Below are 15729 nucleotides of genomic sequence, written 5' to 3'. Positions count from 1 at the left end.
CCCCGTCTCTGGGCCAATTAGAAGAGGGTCCCGCCCACCGTTCCCTCGGGCGCCTCAAGGCCTAGGTGGTGCCATGCCGCCGCAGTCGCGACACGGCCTCTGCCCGTTCGCGAGATCATCCCCGCGCGCACGAGGTACGGCTCGCACACCTCCTCCACTGTCGACGGCTCCTCGCCCACCGCGATGGCCAGAGTATTGACTCCCACGGGGCCACCACCGTGCCCTTTAATGAGAGCCTCGAGTACCGCACGGTCAAGGCGGTCCAGCCCACGTTCGTCCACATCAAAAACCCGCAGCGCTGCTTGTGCTGCGCCAACATTGATGTGACCATCCCCATTGACCTCGGCGTAGTCACGGACGCGGCGCAGGAGGCGGTTGGCAATACGCGGAGTTCCGCGCGACCGAGATCCAATCTCCACCGCAGCATCTTGGTCAATGTCAACCTCCAAGATTCGCGCTGCGCGGGTGATGACCTGGGTGAGGTCCTCGGTATCGTAGTACTCCATTTGCGCGGTGAAGCCGAAGCGATCACGCAACGGCCCGGTCAGCATTCCGGCGCGAGTAGTCGCCCCCACCAGGGTAAAAGGCGGAATTTCCAACGGGATAGAGGTAGCCCCTGGGCCCTTGCCCACGATGACGTCAATACGGAAATCCTCCATCGCCATGTAGAGCATTTCTTCAGCCGGGCGGGCGATGCGGTGAATCTCGTCGATGAAGAGCACATCGCCCTCCATCAAATTCGACAACATCGCTGCCAGGTCACCTGCTCGCTCCAGAGCAGGCCCCGAGGTCATACGAAGCGAGCTTCCCAGCTCTTGGGCGATGATCATCGCCATCGTCGTCTTGCCCAGTCCGGGAGGGCCGGATAGCAACACGTGATCTGGCGTTACGCCGCGATTTTTCGCTCCATTAAGCACAAGGGATAGCTGCTCGCGCACCTTAGGCTGGCCAATGAACTCGCCGAGCGACTTCGGACGCAACGAGCGCTCAATATCGTGCTCGCCCTGTTGCTCGGTGGCATCCATATCCTGGTTGCGCTGGAGTGGAGAGTTAAGCTCCACCCCGTCCGGCAGTGAGAATTCTGTGCGTTCTACGTCTGACATGTCACCCACTCTCCCCTATTTCTTGGACCCCAGCTTGCTGAGTGCTGCGCGCAGCACCACTGGTGTCGCCGCCTCAGGTTTTTCAGCCACAACTGATTCCACCACGGGGCGGGCCATTTTGTCCGTAAAGCCCAACCCGACGAGCGCCTCAACAACATCCTCAACAACCGGTCCGGACGCGGTCTGCGCAGCAACCGAAGAATCGCCGCCATCCACAGAAGCAAAAGCTTGAACCTTGTCCTTGAGCTCAAGAATCAATCGTTGTGCAACTCGTTTGCCCACACCCGGAATCTTTTGCAGGCGTGCTGTCTCCTCCCCCGCAATCGCCTGAGCTAAATCGCCGGCGCTCATCACCGACAGGGCGGCCAAGGCCAGTTTTGGCCCCAACCCAGAGACCGTCTGGAGCACGTGGAACATGTCGCGGTCCTCGTGGCTCGTGAAGCCATACAGCGTCATCGAGTCTTCCTTCACCACGAGCGTAGTCATAACCCTGGCCTCTTCACCGCGCTGGAGCGTCCCCAACGTGGCCGGGGTGGCAAGGACCTTATAGCCCACGCCGGCACATTCGAGCACGGCGTGATCAAGCTGGATGTCGAGGACTGTTCCGCGCAGAGATGCAATCATTAAATAAAAATTCCTTGGTTCGAAGGGTTATGCCAGTTAGCTTAAGAGGTTGACTTTGCCGCGCGAGAGACAGACGCGGTACGCGGTGAAGAACCCCGTACCCCGCTTGTTCGTGCGCCCGCCCCTATGCCGGCGCTCGTGTCACCGCCACTCATCCATGCCAGCGCTGGAGCACGCCAGCAGTGACAGACCGCAAGGGCCAAAGCATCCGCCGCATCAGCCGGCTTGGGGGCCTCACTCAGCCCCAAGATACGGGTAATCATGGCTGTCATCTGTTTCTTGTCAGCGCGCCCATTTCCTGAAATCGCCTTCTTCACCTCGGAGGGCGTGTACATGTGCACAGGAATATCGCGCTCTGCTGCCGCGAGCACCAAGACTCCGACGGCATGAGCGGTCTGCATGACGGTTGACACTTGGCCGCGTTCGAATACGCGCTCGAGCGCCACGACATGCGGCTGGTAGTCATCCATCCATTCCCTCACCGCCACAGATAGCCGCTTCAGGCGTTCCCCCAACTCTTTGTCACTGGGGGTGCGCACGACACCTACTGCGATGGGAATAACCGCGCGCCCACGTCCTGCTTGGACAACGGACAGGCCGCAGCGCGTCAATCCAGGATCAATACCCATGACGCGCAGCCCTTCCAAATTCACGGCCGCCTCCTCGCCCTACTGATGAACTCACTTGCCTGGGGCATAGTGTACACACATGTGTTCTAGCGCAATCAGCGCCCTGCGAACGATGCCTGCCAAATCAGTCAGGCCCATCCCATCTGTTTCCTCTTCATCACCGCGGGTAGAGTGGCGCGCATGTCTCAACAACCAAATGACTATTCAGGCTTTATCCGATCCCGTCATTCCCCGCGGGCGTTCCTGCCGGATCCCATCCCCACTGATGTCATCGAGCAGGTGCTTATCGACGCCCAATCCGCGCCTTCCAATTCCAACACTCAACCGTGGAACGTACACCTCGTGGGCGGCGCTGCTTTGAAAGAATTAAGCGCCGCGCTGATCGCGGAGTTCGATAAGAACGGAATTAATCCAGACTTCACGATTGACTATGGTCAGGGAGTCCACCCGCAACGCTCGCAGCAGCTCGCCGCCAAGATGTACGGGCTGCTCAGCATTGCGCGCGAGGATAAAGAGGCGCGCACGGAGTTCATCCGCGAAAACCTTCGTTTCTTCGGAGCCCCGCACGCGGCGCTGCTTTTCATTCCACCGCTGGGTGATCGCATTCGCGCTGCCTTCGATCAAGGCACCTATGCTGAGAACTTTTTGCTCTCGCTGCAGGCACACGGCTACCACGGTGTCCCACAGGGCATGATTTCACTCCTCGCGCCCACGGTCCGTGAATTCCTCGGGGTGGACGAGGAGTACAAGCTCGTCACCGCCCTCACCTTCGGCGTGGCCGATGAATCCAGCCCTGTGTTCAAGACTGCCCCGGGGCGCGCGCCGTTATCAGAGACGGTGACGGTACATGGCCTGGAAGGCCTTAAGCTCAGCTAGAAGCCCTTAGTCCTCGTCGAGCTCGGCGAGAACCTCATCGCTGAGGTCCATGTTGGTGTAGACGTTCTGGACATCGTCCGAATCCTCAAGCGCATCGATGAGGCGGAAGATCTTGCGGGCATCATTTGCCTGCAGCGGAACCTCAACGGACGCGCGGAAATCGGTGTCGGTGTCATCAACTTCGATGTCAGCAGCAACAAGGGCCTCGCGCACGGCCGGAACATCACCCGGTGCACAGGTGATCTCGAACTTCTCGCCGTTGTCGTTGACCTCCTCGGCGCCAGCTTCCAGCACAGCGAGCAGGATGTCATCTTCGCTAAGCTCACCCTTCTCCACCATGACCAAGCCGGTGCGGGAGAACATGTACGCGACGGAACCGGACTCGCCGAGGTTGCCGCCGTTCTTGGACATCGCGGTACGAACGTCGGTGGCTGCGCGGTTGCGGTTATCCGTCAGGCACTCGATGAGCATGGCCACACCGTTGGGGCCGTAGCCCTCGTACATGATGGTCTCCCAATCTGCGCCGCCGGCCTCTTCGCCGGAACCGCGCTTGCGGGCACGCTCAATGTTGTCGTTCGGAACGGAGGCCTTCTTGGCCTTCTTAATCATGTCATCGAGGGTGGGATTCGCCGCCGGGTCGCCGCCGCCTGTGCGGGCCGCCACCTCGATATTCTTAATCAGCTTGGCAAATTCCTTGCCGCGCTTGGCATCGTTGGCAGCCTTCTTGTGCTTAGTCGTTGCCCATTTGGAGTGGCCTGACATGTCATCCCTTTCGATATGGCTGTGCAATAAATTGCTAGAAACTGGTGCAATTATACGGCCTCACGCCACGTACCTCCGCACAGGGGTACGCGTGGAAGCCTCATTCCTAACTGTCGGTTCGCTGTAGCATCACACATTTTGCCAATTGCCGTTGGCGCTGGTGCCTTCACTTTCAGGATGCATGGTCCGCGTCAGCCCCTCCTGCATGGCCACCGCCAGTAGCTCCCCGCGTTGGTTGTATATCTTGCCCTGTGCAAGACCAGTCCCGGTCTGTGCTGAGGGACTCGACTGTGAGTACAACATCCATTCATCGACCCGGACCGGACGCAAGAACCACAATGAATGATCCAAGCTGGCTAGTTGGATCCTCTCCCCTTGGTGCGGGAGCAGCGCTGAGCGAATCAATGTCATGTCGGACATGTAGAGCAGCGCCGCTTGATGGAGGGACGGATCGGGGGCGTCGGCAAGCAAGGCACCCGTGTTACGGAACCAGATATTTCGAAACCCAGCGCCTGTGGTTTCCGCGGCGACGGCATCGCGGGATGCGTCGGGGACCAGCCTCACGTCCCAGTCTTCCCACTCCTTCAAGATGATCCGGGTGGAGTACGGGGATTCTGTAATGCTCTCCGGCGGCGGCACCTGCGGCATGCCTGCCTGATGTTCCGGGCCAACATCGCCTGACGCGTGGAAACCAGCGCTGAGCATGAAGATCATGCGGTCCTTTTGGTAGACGCGCACATGGCGATGCGCAAAAGAGCGGCCATCCCGTATCCGCTCCACGCGGATGGTTGTGGGCGCACTGGAGTCACCAGGCCCCACGAAGTAGCAGTGCATGGAGTGCGCCAACTTGTCATCAACGGTGAGCTGCGCCGCCCGAAGCGCTTGCGCCATGGTTTGTCCCCCAAAGGTGCGAGCGATGAGCGAGGGAACCGCGGGGGCGCGAAATTCGTCATCGCCAATCCGCTCGATGTCGACTGCTTGAGCCACCGATGCCATCTTTACTCCATTTCCATCGCCGTTATGGCGCCCGCCACACTCACTCCGACCATCCTACTCACGAGCTGATCTGCTCCTGGGAGTTGCGTACTATGTTCCGCATGAGTTCAACCACCCCGCACAGCGTGCACCGCGTGGCCGCCTACCTAGAAATGATCACGTGGGGTCTGCTGATCCTCTCCATGATCCTCAAGTACTCCGGCACCACCGAGGCGCTCACACCGATTGCAGGTGGCATCCACGGCTTCGGCTTCCTCTGCTTCCTGCTCATGACGGCCCTGGTGTGGATCAACAACCGCTGGCCGGTGGGGGTTGGAATCCTGGGCCTGGTAGTGACCGTCATCCCCTTCGCGGCGCTGCCCTTTGCGGTCTGGGTATCTCGGCGCGGACTCGTTGATGGGCCGTGGCGCTTTGCCGACGACGCACAGCCACACGGCTTCTTCGATTCGGTTTTGGCACAGGTCATCCGCCACCCGGTGCGCAGCGCGCTCATCGCGCTACTCGTCGTCGCCGTTGTGTTTAGCATCCTGCTCATGTTGGGACCACCCGTTGACGTAGAGTCCGCCATTGAAAATAATCGCTAAAACTCCAAGCATTTGGGCAGGCTGGGTCCTGGCGCGCCTTCTCCTCGTTTACATGCTCGTCAACGACACGGACCCGCTCGGAGACGTTCGGTATTACCTCGAGGGCGTCTTTGGCGATAATCCTCAAGACATGACGGAGTATCCGCAGGTCGGAACCTGGCCCAGCGTCCTGCTCGCGTGGCTTACTGGATACGACTTTGAGCGCTATGCCATCGGTTTTACAGCCATGGTGCTGCTTGCCGACGCCACCTTCCTCGCCCTCCTCCTGCGCCATCACCGCGACAACCCCGCAGCGTATAGCGCCGGATGGTTTTGGGTGTTTTTCGGCACCGCGGCAGGCCACGTTTTCGCGTGGCGGCTAGACCTCTATCCCGCCTTGCTCGTCGCCGGTGCGGGCGCACTTCTGGCCACCCGCCCCCGTCTTGCCTCGGCTTTGTTGGCCTGGGCCACCGCAGCCAAGCTGTGGCCCGGAGTCCTCGCTGCCGGGCTCGTCGGACGCGCAACCTCTCGTGGTACTTGGCAGCGGCTGTCCGCTTTTTTCGGAAGCCTCGCCGCCCTCTGCCTCAGTGTAGCTGCGATAGCCGGTGTGGATAGGTTGCTCTCTCCTCTGACGTATCAAGGTCAACGCGGCCTCCAGATTGAATCTCTAGCCGCCACCTGGTTCGTCTACCAAGCCCATCACCAGCCTGGGGTGTGGACGATGGAATACGCAACGTCGAAAAGCTTTGAGATCTCCGGGCCTGGTGTCGATACGGCGATTACTGTGAGCACCATCGCGATGGGTGCCGCGCTCCTCTGGATCATTGCAGTAGCGCTCGCTCACTTTCTGCGCGGCGGCTGGAGCCCACGCTCCACACTTGTTTTCTTCATCGCGGCAATCCTGCTGCTTATGGCGACGAATAAGGTCTTTTCTCCGCAATATATCGTGTGGCTTGGGCCGATTCTTGCGGTGGCTCTCCGCTCCCCCGTCCCCGTGGAGTCTGCTTCCTACCGAAACAAGGCCGCTAATATCGCTGGGGTGCGCGCCATCATGGCGGTACTCGCCGTGGGAACAGCTGCCCTGGGAACCGTCATCTATCCCTATGGCTATGACTACATCTGGTTCTTTGTGGGCGAAAACCTCAACCCGGTGTACGCACTCGTGTTGCGCAACCTCCTTATCTTGGCGATGACCGCTTTTGCTCTGTACTGGTACTCCCTCGAGTCCCGCGTGGCGCGGGCTCAACAGTCCCAGGTGGATCACACCTCAATTTGACTCAGCTCGAAATACTCCGGCAGCTTCGCCGTGCCTCCCAAGCGCAGCAGCTTGACGGCCGGGCGCAGGCGCAGCGCGCGGGTATCGCTGACCGCCTCGTTGTAGAAGCGGTGAGCTAAGTGGATGCGCCCTTCGGCGTCGGCAAGCACGGCTGGGCGCGCTTCAAAGCGCTGCGCGATGGCCGCCGACAGCTCACGCTCCCGGGTGGCCCGTTCATCGAAACTCCCCTGTGCAAGCTCCGTCGCCTCTGCGCGCGCCGCAATGCCCTCGAGCTCGGGAGCTAGGGCGCTAACCACCGCCGCGCGGCGATCCAGCGTGGCCTCAAGCTGAGCCAGGGCTGCGTCGGTGCGGATATGGAGGGAGTTCAGTCGCTGCGCCGTATAGAGCGCCCACATCCCCAGGATGAGGAGGACGGCAAGAGCAATGACAACTTCAATCGGCATTTAAGACACCCGCACTTTCGTGCCATCCGCCACAGTCTCGTACACGCGCATGACGGCAGCGGCCACATGATCCCAATCGTATTCGCGGGCGCGCTCCACTCCTGCCTTGATCAAGGCCTGTCGCTTGTTCGTATCGTTCACTACATCCTGCAGCACGCGCGCCAAGTCCGTGGCGTCGCCGGTTCTGAACAAGGCACCTGCAGGTTCTTCCGAGTCGGCATTGCACACTGCAGCGAAGGCCTCCAAATCCGAAGCCACCACTGCACAGCCAGCTGCCATTGCCTCAACCAGGACGATGCCGAAGCTCTCGCCGCCGGTGTTGGGAGCCACGTAGATATCGGCGCGCCCCAAAATGGCTGCCTTCTCGGCATCGCTGACGCGCCCCACAAAGTCGACTCCCGGAACGCTCCGCGGATGACCGCCGCCCATGACTGTCACCCGCACCTTCTCTGGGAGCAGGGTGAGGGCCTCAAGAAGAATGTCCAGGCCCTTTCGCGGCTCATCGAGACGCCCCAAGAACACGATCTCAATCTCTGAATCATTCTCTTTATGCTCGGCACGAGCACGCTCGCGCGCATATACAGAGGTATCTACCCCATTGGGAATGAGCACGGGGTCACCACCCAACTGCTCTACCTGCCAGCGGCGAGCCATCTCTGAAACCGCAATGCCTCCCCGGATCTTTTCCAGGTAGGGGCGCAGGAAAGGTTTGGCCAGAGTCAACGCCACGGAGCTTGATGCCGAAGCATGGTACGTAGCCACGATAGGGCCACGTGCCGCTGCCAGCGCAGCCATGGAATAGCTCGGGGAATTCGGCTCGTGGATGTGTAGGATGTCGAAGTTCCCTTCGCGAATGAAGCGCTTGATGTTGCGGCGCACGTGCGGTCCGATAGACAGGCGAGCCACCGAGCCGTTATAGGTAATTGGCACGGCCCAGCCACCCTTGCGCACAAAGCGGGGCACCTGCGTGCTTGTCGACGCCGGCCCCAGCACCTCCACGTGGTGCCCCTGCTCAATGAAGACAGTGGCTAGGTCAAGGATGTGGGCCTGAACTCCGCCGGGTTCGTCGAAGGAATAGGGGCAGATAATACCTATGCGCATGGAGTGTGTTCTGCCTTTCTACTTCTTGTGGCGAGCAGCGCGCCGGCGCTCGACGTCCGCATTCCAGTGCGGTTGCAACATGTGCCAATCTTCGGGGTGCGCCCGGATGTTTTCTGCGAAGCCGTCCGCAAGGCGCTGGCACGTCTCCTGAAGAGTCGTGACCTCAATCTCGGGGCTGACGGACAGCCCCCAACCTTTGCCGTCGAACCACGAGTGCACCACGTGGAGAGCCGCCCCTGTTTCAATGGCGAGTTGGGCGGGGCCGGCGGCAACGTTGGCTTCTTCGCCCATGAAGTCTACGGGCACGCCGGTGCGCGTGAGATCACGCTCGGACAGCAAACACACAACCCCGCCCCGTTCCAAGGCATCCTTGAGGCGCGGATAAGGCGAAGAGCTGCCTCCTGTCAGCGGCAGAACAGTGAATCCGAGGCTCTCGCGGTAGTCCACGAAGGCATCGAAAAGCGCCTCCGGCTTTAAGCGCTCAGCCACCGTAGTAAAGCCGCCATAGTGGCCCACGCAGAAGACGCCCGCCATGTCCCAGTTGCCTGAGTGCGGCAGCGCAAAAATCACGCCGCGCCCGGATGCCACTGACTCATCCGAGTACTCCTTGCCGCGCAGGCCAGCCAGCAACCGCTTCTGCAGGTCAGGGTCCGAGTGGATGGCCGGCAAGCGGAAGGCCTCTAGCCAGTAGCGCATGTAGGAGCGCATCGAGTTCCGCACCAGCTCCCGCGTAACGTTTTCGGGCCCCACAACCCGGTTCAAGTTCTGGCGCAGCTGTTCCATGCCTTGGCCGTTGTTACTTGCCAGATCTGCACCGCGTTCGAACAACCAGACAGCCAATGGCTGGGGAAGGAAGCGCACAACCTTCCAGCACGCGATGTATGCGGCGGCGGTCAGCCGGTCACGGTCCAGTAGAGCCACGGTTCGGGAGCCTTTCTGTGTGGGCCGGGGGCGCGATACCTTCCGGTGGGAGCGGGGATTGAGCTATAGGTGCTTCAGTTCCTTCTTAAAACGCGCCTTGGTGTCCTGACGCGCCGCTTGGCGCATGCGCTGGTAAATGGTGAAGATAGACCCCACAGCCAGCAGCCACAGGGCGACTTCCAGCGCATAAGGCACGCCCAGGCCTTCCAACCCCACGCCGCCGAGTCCTAGGATGAGGCGCTCTGGGCGCTCGACGAGGCCGCCAACCATCTTGAAACCGGAGGCCTCGCCGCGCGCCTTGACATAAGAGATGACCTGGGAACTAACCAGCACCACCATGCAGGCGGCGAAGTTGATGGGGTGAGCGCTATCGACGTACACCATCCAGTAAGCGATCGCCGCGAACAAGGCACCGTCGGTAATGCGATCGCAGGAGGCGTCGAGAGTAGCACCGAAGTTTGAACCACCCGTGGTCAGGCGCGCCATCGTGCCGTCGAGCATGTCGAAGGCCGCGAAGAGACCCGACAACAGCGCGGCGGCAAAGAGGTGATCAAGTGGGATGAGGATGACCGATATGGCAATGGTGACGATCGTTCCCACAATGGTGACGATATTCGGGGTCAGGCCCATCTTGAGGAAGAGCTTGGCCACCGGGACCACAACCACGGCGGCGGGTTTGCGCCCGTGAACACTAAGCATGCGCTTCTCCTGAGATGATTCCTTCGGCGGCGAGCTCCGCCCATCCCTGAGCAAGAAGGGAACGGGTGTCTTTGAGGAGCTGCGGCAACACTTTAACGCCATCCACAATAGTCATGAAGTTTGAATCTCCGCTCCAACGCGGAACGATGTGCATGTGCAGGTGCTGCCCCACCGATCCGCCCGAGGCCCGCCCCAGGTTAAAACCGGCGTTGACGGCATCGGGGCCGGACACCTTCTTCAGGACCCGGATGGCGGCCTGCGCGAACTGGAAGAGCTCGCGGGACTCCTCCTCGGTGAGGTTTTCCAGCTCAGATTCCTGGCGGTACGGGATGACCATCATGTGGCCGGTGTTATAGGGATAAAGGTTGAGCACGCAATAGACAAGCTCACCGCGGGCAACGATGAGCCCGTCCTCGTCCGACATCTGTGGGATCTCCACGAACGGGTTACGGGCTTCCTTTGGCACGTCGCCGGCGCCGCCCTCACGCTTGATGTAGCTCATACGGTACGGCGCCCACAGGCGCTCTAAGCGGTCGGGGGTTCCCAGGCCGGTATCGACGTACTCTCCCACTCTGTGTGTGCTCCCTTTCTCAGCTCTGTCTAGATGCATCTGCACCTAGACGCGCTCGGCGATGGTTTCCTTGGTCGGTTGATCGTTGTTGCGCTCACGCACCCAAGCCTCGATGACGTTGACCGCGGCTTCCACGGGCACGCCGTTAACTTGCGTGCCGTCAAGGAAACGGAAGGACACGGCGTCTGCCTCAACGTCGCGCTCGCCCGCCAACAACATGAACGGGACCTTGCCAGTGGTGTGGTTGCGGATCTTCTTTTGCATGCGGTCGTCGGAAGTATCGACGTCAGCGCGCAGGCCGCGGGAGCGCAGCTCGGCACAGACCTTCTCGAGGTGCGGGGCGAAGGTATCCGCCACCGGGATGCCCACCACCTGGTGCGGGGCCAGCCATGCCGGGAAGGCGCCGGCGTAGTGCTCCAGCAGCACGCCGAAGAAACGCTCGATGGAACCGAAAAGTGCGCGGTGAATCATGATCGGGCGCTGCTTGGAGCCATCCGACGCCGTGTACTCCAGCTCGAAGCGCTCCGGCAGGTTGAAGTCCAGCTGCACGGTAGACATCTGCCAGGTACGGCCAATGGCATCGCGAGCCTGGACAGAGATCTTCGGGCCGTAGAATGCCGCGCCCGCCGGGTCCGGAACCAGCTCAAGACCGGACTTCTCCGCCACGGACTGCAGAATAGCCGTCGAGCGCTCCCAAATCTCATCAGAACCGACGTACTTATTCGGATCCTTGGTGGACAGCTCCAGGTAGAAGTCGTCCAAGCCGTAGTCCTTGAGCAGAGAAATGATGAACTCCAGAACCTTGGTCAGCTCATCTTCAAGTTGCTCAGGGGTGCAGTAGATGTGGGAGTCATCCTGGGTGAAGCCACGGGCGCGAGTCAGACCATGAACAACGCCGGACTTTTCGTAGCGGTACACCGTGCCGAACTCGAAGAGGCGCAGCGGCAGCTCGCGGTAAGAGCGGCCACGAGAGGCGAAGATGAGGTTGTGCATCGGGCAGTTCATCGGCTTGGCGTAGTAGTCCTGCGGCTGCTTGGTGCAATTACCGTCCTCATCCCACTCGCCATCGAGCTGCATCGGCGGGAACATGCCATCCGCGTAGAAGTCCAAGTGTCCAGACTTCTTGAACAGGTCACCCTTGGTCAGGTGCGGGGTGGACACGAAGGAGTAGCCGTCCGCAATGTGGCGGCGGCGGGAGTGCTCTTCCATCTCCATGCGCACGGTGGCGCCATTGGGGTGGAATACCGGGAAACCGGAACCGATCTCATCCGGGAAGGAGAACAGGTCCAGCTCGGCACCCAAGCGGCGGTGGTCGCGCTTTTCTGCCTCTTCCACCATGGTCTTGTAAGACTCAAGTGCTTCTTTGGATTCGAAGGCAGTGCCATAAATGCGCTGCAGGCCAGCCTTGGACTGGTCACCGCGCCAGTAGGCAGCAGAGGAACGCGTCAGGGCAAAAGCTGGAATGTACTTGGTGGTCGGAACGTGCGGGCCACGGCACAGATCGAACCACTCCACCTCGCCGGTGCGCGGGTTGACGTTGTCATAGTGGGTCAGATCACCGGCACCAACCTCGGCAGCCTCATCGGAATCAGGGTCCACGTTGCCCTTGTCCTGAACCAGCTCGAGCTTAAACGGCTCGGCCGCAAGCGCCTGCTCCGCTTCCTCCGGGGAGGAGTAGACGTGGCGCTCGAAGCGCTGGCCGCCCTTGATGATCTTCTTCATGCGCTTCTCAATGGCCTTGAGGTCCTCCGGAGTGAAGGGCTCTGCGGTCTGGAAGTCGAAGTAGAAGCCGTTCTCGATGGCCGGGCCGATGCCCAGCTTGGTGCCGGGGAACTCCGCCTGCACGGCCTGGGCCATGACGTGCCCGCAGGAGTGGCGAATAACGGCGCGGCCGTCTTCCTCGCAGGCAGCAACCGGGGTGAACTCGGCGTCAGTGTCCGGCGTGTGGGAAAGGTCGTAGAGAGTACCGTCGGCGCCGCGGACGACGACTACTGCTTCGGGGCCCTTGTTGGGCAGCTCATGCTCGCGCATCGCTGCTCCCACGGCAGTACCGGCCGGGACCGTGATCGGCTCGTAGTTCACCGGGACTGCTGGAATCATTTCCGCCATGACTTGTTGCGCTCCTTTGCGCTCACGCGCCGCTCGACATACCTGGCCGAGCAGCGCTCAACGAGAAAGTTACAGCGGCTTAGTCTACCCCTCTTAACTGCGGATGAGCGATTCGCCCCAAAAGGTTTCGCCCTCAGTTCCGGCCGGCATGTAGTACACGGCCGAGCCGATGTGGGTAATCCACTCGTTGAGGCGATCCGCTTTGTCGAGCCGCGCCTGGATGGGCTCGAACTGCGCCGTAGGATCCTTCTGGTAGCAGATAAAGATCAATCCAGCGTTGCTGAGTTCACCGCGCTTGGTGGTCTCCGGGGAAGGCGGAAGGTTGTAGTTATACGGACGGCGCAGCAGCTTCTGATGAGGTGAGTCGACCGGAGGATGCGCCCGGGCGACATGCGAGTTTTCATCAATGGCCTTGAGGCCAAACTCGTTTCGCGCGTCCAGGTCAACCTCGTCGAACTCGTCCTTGCCACCGAGAGGTGCGCCGGTATCGAGCGCTCGACCTGTAGCGTTTTCACGCGCAGCACGATCAAGTTGCTCCCACGTATCGAGGTTCATGTGGATGCGGCGAACCACCATGGCGCTGCCGCCGGCAAAGGGGCCGTCCTCGATCCATACTTGCTCATTGAAATCTTCATCGCTTCGCGGGTTGACCGTGCCGTCTTTTTGCCCAAAGAGGTTGCGCGCGGTTGTTCCCTTCGGGGCGGAACCATAAGCGTGGCTAAACCCCTGTTGAATCCACGCGACGTCGGCGTAGTCTTTACCGGCACGAGTCATATGCCGCAGCACATAGGCCGCGGTAAAGGCATCATCACTGCAGATCTGTAAGACGATATCGGTCTGTCCCCATTCAGGGCGCAATTCATCGTGTTCAAAGTCCTGGATATCTCGCAGCCAGCTGGGCTTGGCGACGCCCACCGTGTCAAAGAATCCTTCCCCCCAACCGCACGTGACGGTGAGGTTTGCCGGGGTGGTAGACAATTCAGGTTCGAGGCTGCCCAGCGGGTTCTCGCCGGTGCACAGGCGGCGAGCGTCCTCCGTCCACAGACGCATGAGTGCGGCCGCGCCGCGTGCGGTGGTCTCCTTCTTCAGGTTGAAACCGACCAATTCCACGTGCGCCTGGACCGGGGTTTGGATGCCAGCTTGGTGCTTGCCATCGAAGGCGACGATATCGCCACCCATGGTTTCCTCGCGGCGCTCCGGCCCGGTGCTTCCGGCGTCACCGGCCTGCGCTGCTTGGGAAGCGTCTGCAGACTCCGCCGAAGACTGCCCTGGCTCCTCCCCCTTCGCGCAACCAGCGAGGGCTACCGCGCTTGCAGCCACAGCACTTCCGGCGAGCAATCCACGCCGGCTGACAGGTTCCTCGAACCCGCTCATCGTTGTTGTCTCCCTATCTCGTGAGAACCGATAACTTGCCTACCTTGGCCCAGAGAACGCTTTTCTAGTGAGCGTGCTCTTCCGTCTTCATGCCCGACATGTCTGCGGACTCTGAGTGGTCCATGTGATCACCATGCTTCATGTCGCCATGGTCCATATCGTCGCCGTGATCCATGCCGCCCATATCGCCATAGTTCTCGTCGCCTGCGCCGATGGAACGCACGGGGATGTCGCCCAGGTCGACCGTTGAGCCGTCGCTAAGCTCCAGCGTCAGTGTGGCGGTCTCGCCAGCCATAACGGGCTCTGTAACTCCCATCAGCATGAAGTGGAAGCTACCCGGTGCGAGCTCGACGGATTCGCCAGCAGGGATATCGAAGCCGCCTTCCTTCTCCTTCATGACGCCATCGACGACCTCATGGATCTCGTAGTGCTCCGCCTTCACCGAAGAGGTGAAGCCAACCACGTTGATGTCCTTGTCCGTGTGGTTGTGGAGGGTGCCGAAGATCGCGGTCATATCCGAATCCTTCTCCATGGCGCGCACGACAGCATCCTCGAAGGTGACACCCGACTCAGCGGAGGAAGTAGCCGAACCACTGGTCGCTGCTTCCTTGTCCTTCTCAGCGCCATTCTCAGTGCTGGCTGCAGCGCTCGATGGGGCTGCGGTGGAATCTTCCTCGCTCGTCGAGCAGCTTGCCAGTGCAAGGCTGGCAGCAGCAACGGCAACGACGGAAGCGCGGAGGAAAATACGGGAATTCAGCATGTGACATGCCTTTCTGCAGTAACAGTAGTTAAGGAAAATGCGGTTTGACTCTCGCATCATCAGAACCGTGTGGTGCTTAGCCTTCTGGGTCTTCTCCGCCAGAACGGCGGGTCTTTGCTCCGAAGGCGAAAAGGGCTGCGCCGACGACGAGAACTGCTCCTACACCAATGATCCATTTGGCCGCGGTAGGCAAGGAACTCAGGGGATCCTGAGACTCTTCTGCATCGTCGCTTTCCTTGGCACCATCGGCAGAAGCATCTGCAGTCTTATCTCCCCCAGCCCCGGAGGCCACGCTAAATGGCACGGAACCGAGTGTGGAGTGCCCATCGGAGGACGTAATGCGGAAACCTACTTGGTAGTCACCATCACCGGGCTCGACGTCCTGGGGGACTTCGACGGTGAGGTTGCGGCCGTCAATGGTCGGGGTTGCGTCAAAGAGCACGTCGCCGCTTGTCTTATCGCTCACGGCAAAGGTGTTGAAGTTGTCCTTTGGAATACCAGAGAATTCCAACGTGATTTCGCGGGGGAATTCCTCCAGCGGCGTATCACTCACAACGTTGCCGCCTATGACTGAGTCATGTGCCGCCGCTAGTGGCGCGGACAGCCCGACCGCGAGGCAGGCTGCCCCGGCAGCAATCCCTGTGGTGACCTGACGCAGCTGCATGTCCAGAACAACTCCTTGATGGTCTGATGAAACTTTTGGTTGAAGGTTCCCTCATCCTATCGCCGGGAGGGATCCTCGAGCCAATCCTTACCCCGCACGGATTGTGCGAGGTTACCAAGTAGTCGTTGCATGCAGTGGAAAAGTTCCCTGGACCGCCCCTAGCCATACACCCCGGCAAACAAGAAAACGAAAAGTGCCCCTCCATAGTGGAGAGGCACTCGACGTGGAGCGGATGACGAGACTCGAACTCGCGACCCT

The 15729-nt window shown here is 60.7% G+C and carries 17 protein-coding genes; 3 read left to right on the top strand and 14 right to left on the bottom strand.

The annotated features are described in order from the left end of the window. Nucleotides 1-17: 17 nt before the first annotated feature. The 3 genes from ruvB to ruvC are packed head-to-tail and all read right to left on the bottom strand — an operon-like array spanning nucleotide 18 to nucleotide 2380. Nucleotides 18-1103, bottom strand: coding sequence for a Holliday junction branch migration DNA helicase RuvB (ruvB, locus tag HMPREF2912_RS04730; protein ID WP_070522109.1), 1086 nt, complete (start codon nucleotides 1101-1103; stop codon nucleotides 18-20). A 15-nt stretch (nucleotides 1104-1118) separates the two neighbouring features. Next, on the bottom strand, nucleotides 1119-1727 hold the full coding sequence (gene ruvA, locus HMPREF2912_RS04725; protein WP_070596715.1) for a Holliday junction branch migration protein RuvA: 609 nt from the start codon (nucleotides 1725-1727) through the stop codon (nucleotides 1119-1121). Between the two features lie 41 nt (nucleotides 1728-1768). Next, on the bottom strand, nucleotides 1769-2380 hold the full coding sequence (ruvC, locus tag HMPREF2912_RS04720; protein WP_070562988.1) for a crossover junction endodeoxyribonuclease RuvC: 612 nt from the start codon (nucleotides 2378-2380) through the stop codon (nucleotides 1769-1771). Nucleotides 2381-2536: 156 nt separating this feature from the next. On the opposite strand from ruvC, the gene HMPREF2912_RS04715 reads away from it, so the two are divergent. Then, nucleotides 2537-3232 (top strand): nitroreductase, encoded by a 696-nt coding sequence (locus tag HMPREF2912_RS04715; protein ID WP_083299160.1) that lies wholly within the window; start codon nucleotides 2537-2539, stop codon nucleotides 3230-3232. A 6-nt stretch (nucleotides 3233-3238) separates the two neighbouring features. Here HMPREF2912_RS04715 and HMPREF2912_RS04710 read toward each other — a convergent pair whose 3' ends face one another. Further along, nucleotides 3239-3994 carry a YebC/PmpR family DNA-binding transcriptional regulator gene (locus tag HMPREF2912_RS04710; protein WP_070529978.1) on the bottom strand — a complete coding sequence of 252 codons (756 nt, stop codon included), beginning with the start codon at nucleotides 3992-3994 and terminating at the stop codon, nucleotides 3239-3241. Nucleotides 3995-4123: 129 nt separating this feature from the next. Then, nucleotides 4124-4990 carry an acyl-CoA thioesterase gene (locus tag HMPREF2912_RS04705; RefSeq protein ID WP_070563248.1) on the bottom strand — a complete coding sequence of 289 codons (867 nt, stop codon included), beginning with the start codon at nucleotides 4988-4990 and terminating at the stop codon, nucleotides 4124-4126. Between the two features lie 101 nt (nucleotides 4991-5091). Here HMPREF2912_RS04705 and HMPREF2912_RS04700 point away from each other — a divergent pair, with 101 nt between their 5' ends. Both HMPREF2912_RS04700 and HMPREF2912_RS04695 read left to right on the top strand, forming a co-directional pair. Further along, complete coding sequence (locus HMPREF2912_RS04700) at nucleotides 5092-5574, top strand: DUF3817 domain-containing protein (RefSeq protein ID WP_070563344.1); 483 nt, start codon at nucleotides 5092-5094, stop codon at nucleotides 5572-5574. Between the two features lie 52 nt (nucleotides 5575-5626). Beyond that, the gene (locus HMPREF2912_RS04695) at nucleotides 5627-6829 is read left to right on the top strand and encodes a diguanylate cyclase family protein (protein WP_083299159.1); all 1203 of its coding nucleotides are present in this window, start codon (nucleotides 5627-5629) and stop codon (nucleotides 6827-6829) included. Here the strand turns inward: HMPREF2912_RS04695 and HMPREF2912_RS04690 are convergent. From HMPREF2912_RS04690 to HMPREF2912_RS04650, 9 genes are all read right to left on the bottom strand, one after another. After that, nucleotides 6814-7272 carry a LemA family protein gene (locus HMPREF2912_RS04690; RefSeq protein WP_070563239.1) on the bottom strand — a complete coding sequence of 153 codons (459 nt, stop codon included), beginning with the start codon at nucleotides 7270-7272 and terminating at the stop codon, nucleotides 6814-6816. The genes HMPREF2912_RS04695 and HMPREF2912_RS04690 overlap by 16 nt on opposite strands. Beyond that, a complete protein-coding gene (locus HMPREF2912_RS04685; RefSeq protein ID WP_070563237.1) occupies nucleotides 7273-8373 on the bottom strand; it encodes a glycosyltransferase family 4 protein in 1101 nt (366 codons plus the stop codon). Nucleotides 8374-8391: 18 nt separating this feature from the next. Next, nucleotides 8392-9294 carry a phosphatidylinositol mannoside acyltransferase gene (locus tag HMPREF2912_RS04680; RefSeq protein ID WP_070683450.1) on the bottom strand — a complete coding sequence of 301 codons (903 nt, stop codon included), beginning with the start codon at nucleotides 9292-9294 and terminating at the stop codon, nucleotides 8392-8394. A 63-nt stretch (nucleotides 9295-9357) separates the two neighbouring features. Beyond that, nucleotides 9358-9993 (bottom strand): phosphatidylinositol phosphate synthase, encoded by a 636-nt coding sequence (pgsA, locus tag HMPREF2912_RS04675; protein ID WP_070683448.1) that lies wholly within the window; start codon nucleotides 9991-9993, stop codon nucleotides 9358-9360. Continuing rightward, entirely contained in the window at nucleotides 9986-10603 is a 618-nt protein-coding gene (locus HMPREF2912_RS04670; RefSeq protein ID WP_070683486.1) for an ATP adenylyltransferase, read from the bottom strand. Before HMPREF2912_RS04670 ends, pgsA begins: the two co-directional genes overlap by 8 nt. 6 nt (nucleotides 10604-10609) lie before the next feature. Continuing rightward, nucleotides 10610-12673 (bottom strand): threonine--tRNA ligase, encoded by a 2064-nt coding sequence (gene thrS / locus HMPREF2912_RS04665; RefSeq protein WP_070522080.1) that lies wholly within the window; start codon nucleotides 12671-12673, stop codon nucleotides 10610-10612. Nucleotides 12674-12766: 93 nt separating this feature from the next. Beyond that, nucleotides 12767-14047 (bottom strand): Dyp-type peroxidase, encoded by a 1281-nt coding sequence (locus HMPREF2912_RS04660; protein WP_070683446.1) that lies wholly within the window; start codon nucleotides 14045-14047, stop codon nucleotides 12767-12769. A gap of 64 nt (nucleotides 14048-14111) precedes the next feature. Beyond that, nucleotides 14112-14807 (bottom strand): copper chaperone PCu(A)C, encoded by a 696-nt coding sequence (locus HMPREF2912_RS04655; protein WP_070623932.1) that lies wholly within the window; start codon nucleotides 14805-14807, stop codon nucleotides 14112-14114. A gap of 76 nt (nucleotides 14808-14883) precedes the next feature. Next, nucleotides 14884-15471, bottom strand: coding sequence for a copper resistance CopC family protein (locus HMPREF2912_RS04650; RefSeq protein ID WP_070562965.1), 588 nt, complete (start codon nucleotides 15469-15471; stop codon nucleotides 14884-14886). Nucleotides 15472-15729: the final 258 nt, after the last annotated feature.

Source organism: Corynebacterium sp. HMSC056E09 (assembly GCF_001813425.1).
Lineage (GTDB): Bacteria > Actinomycetota > Actinomycetes > Mycobacteriales > Mycobacteriaceae > Corynebacterium > Corynebacterium hesseae.
Note: the sequence above shows the minus strand (reverse complement) of the source record. Positions and strands in the feature narration are given on the sequence as shown.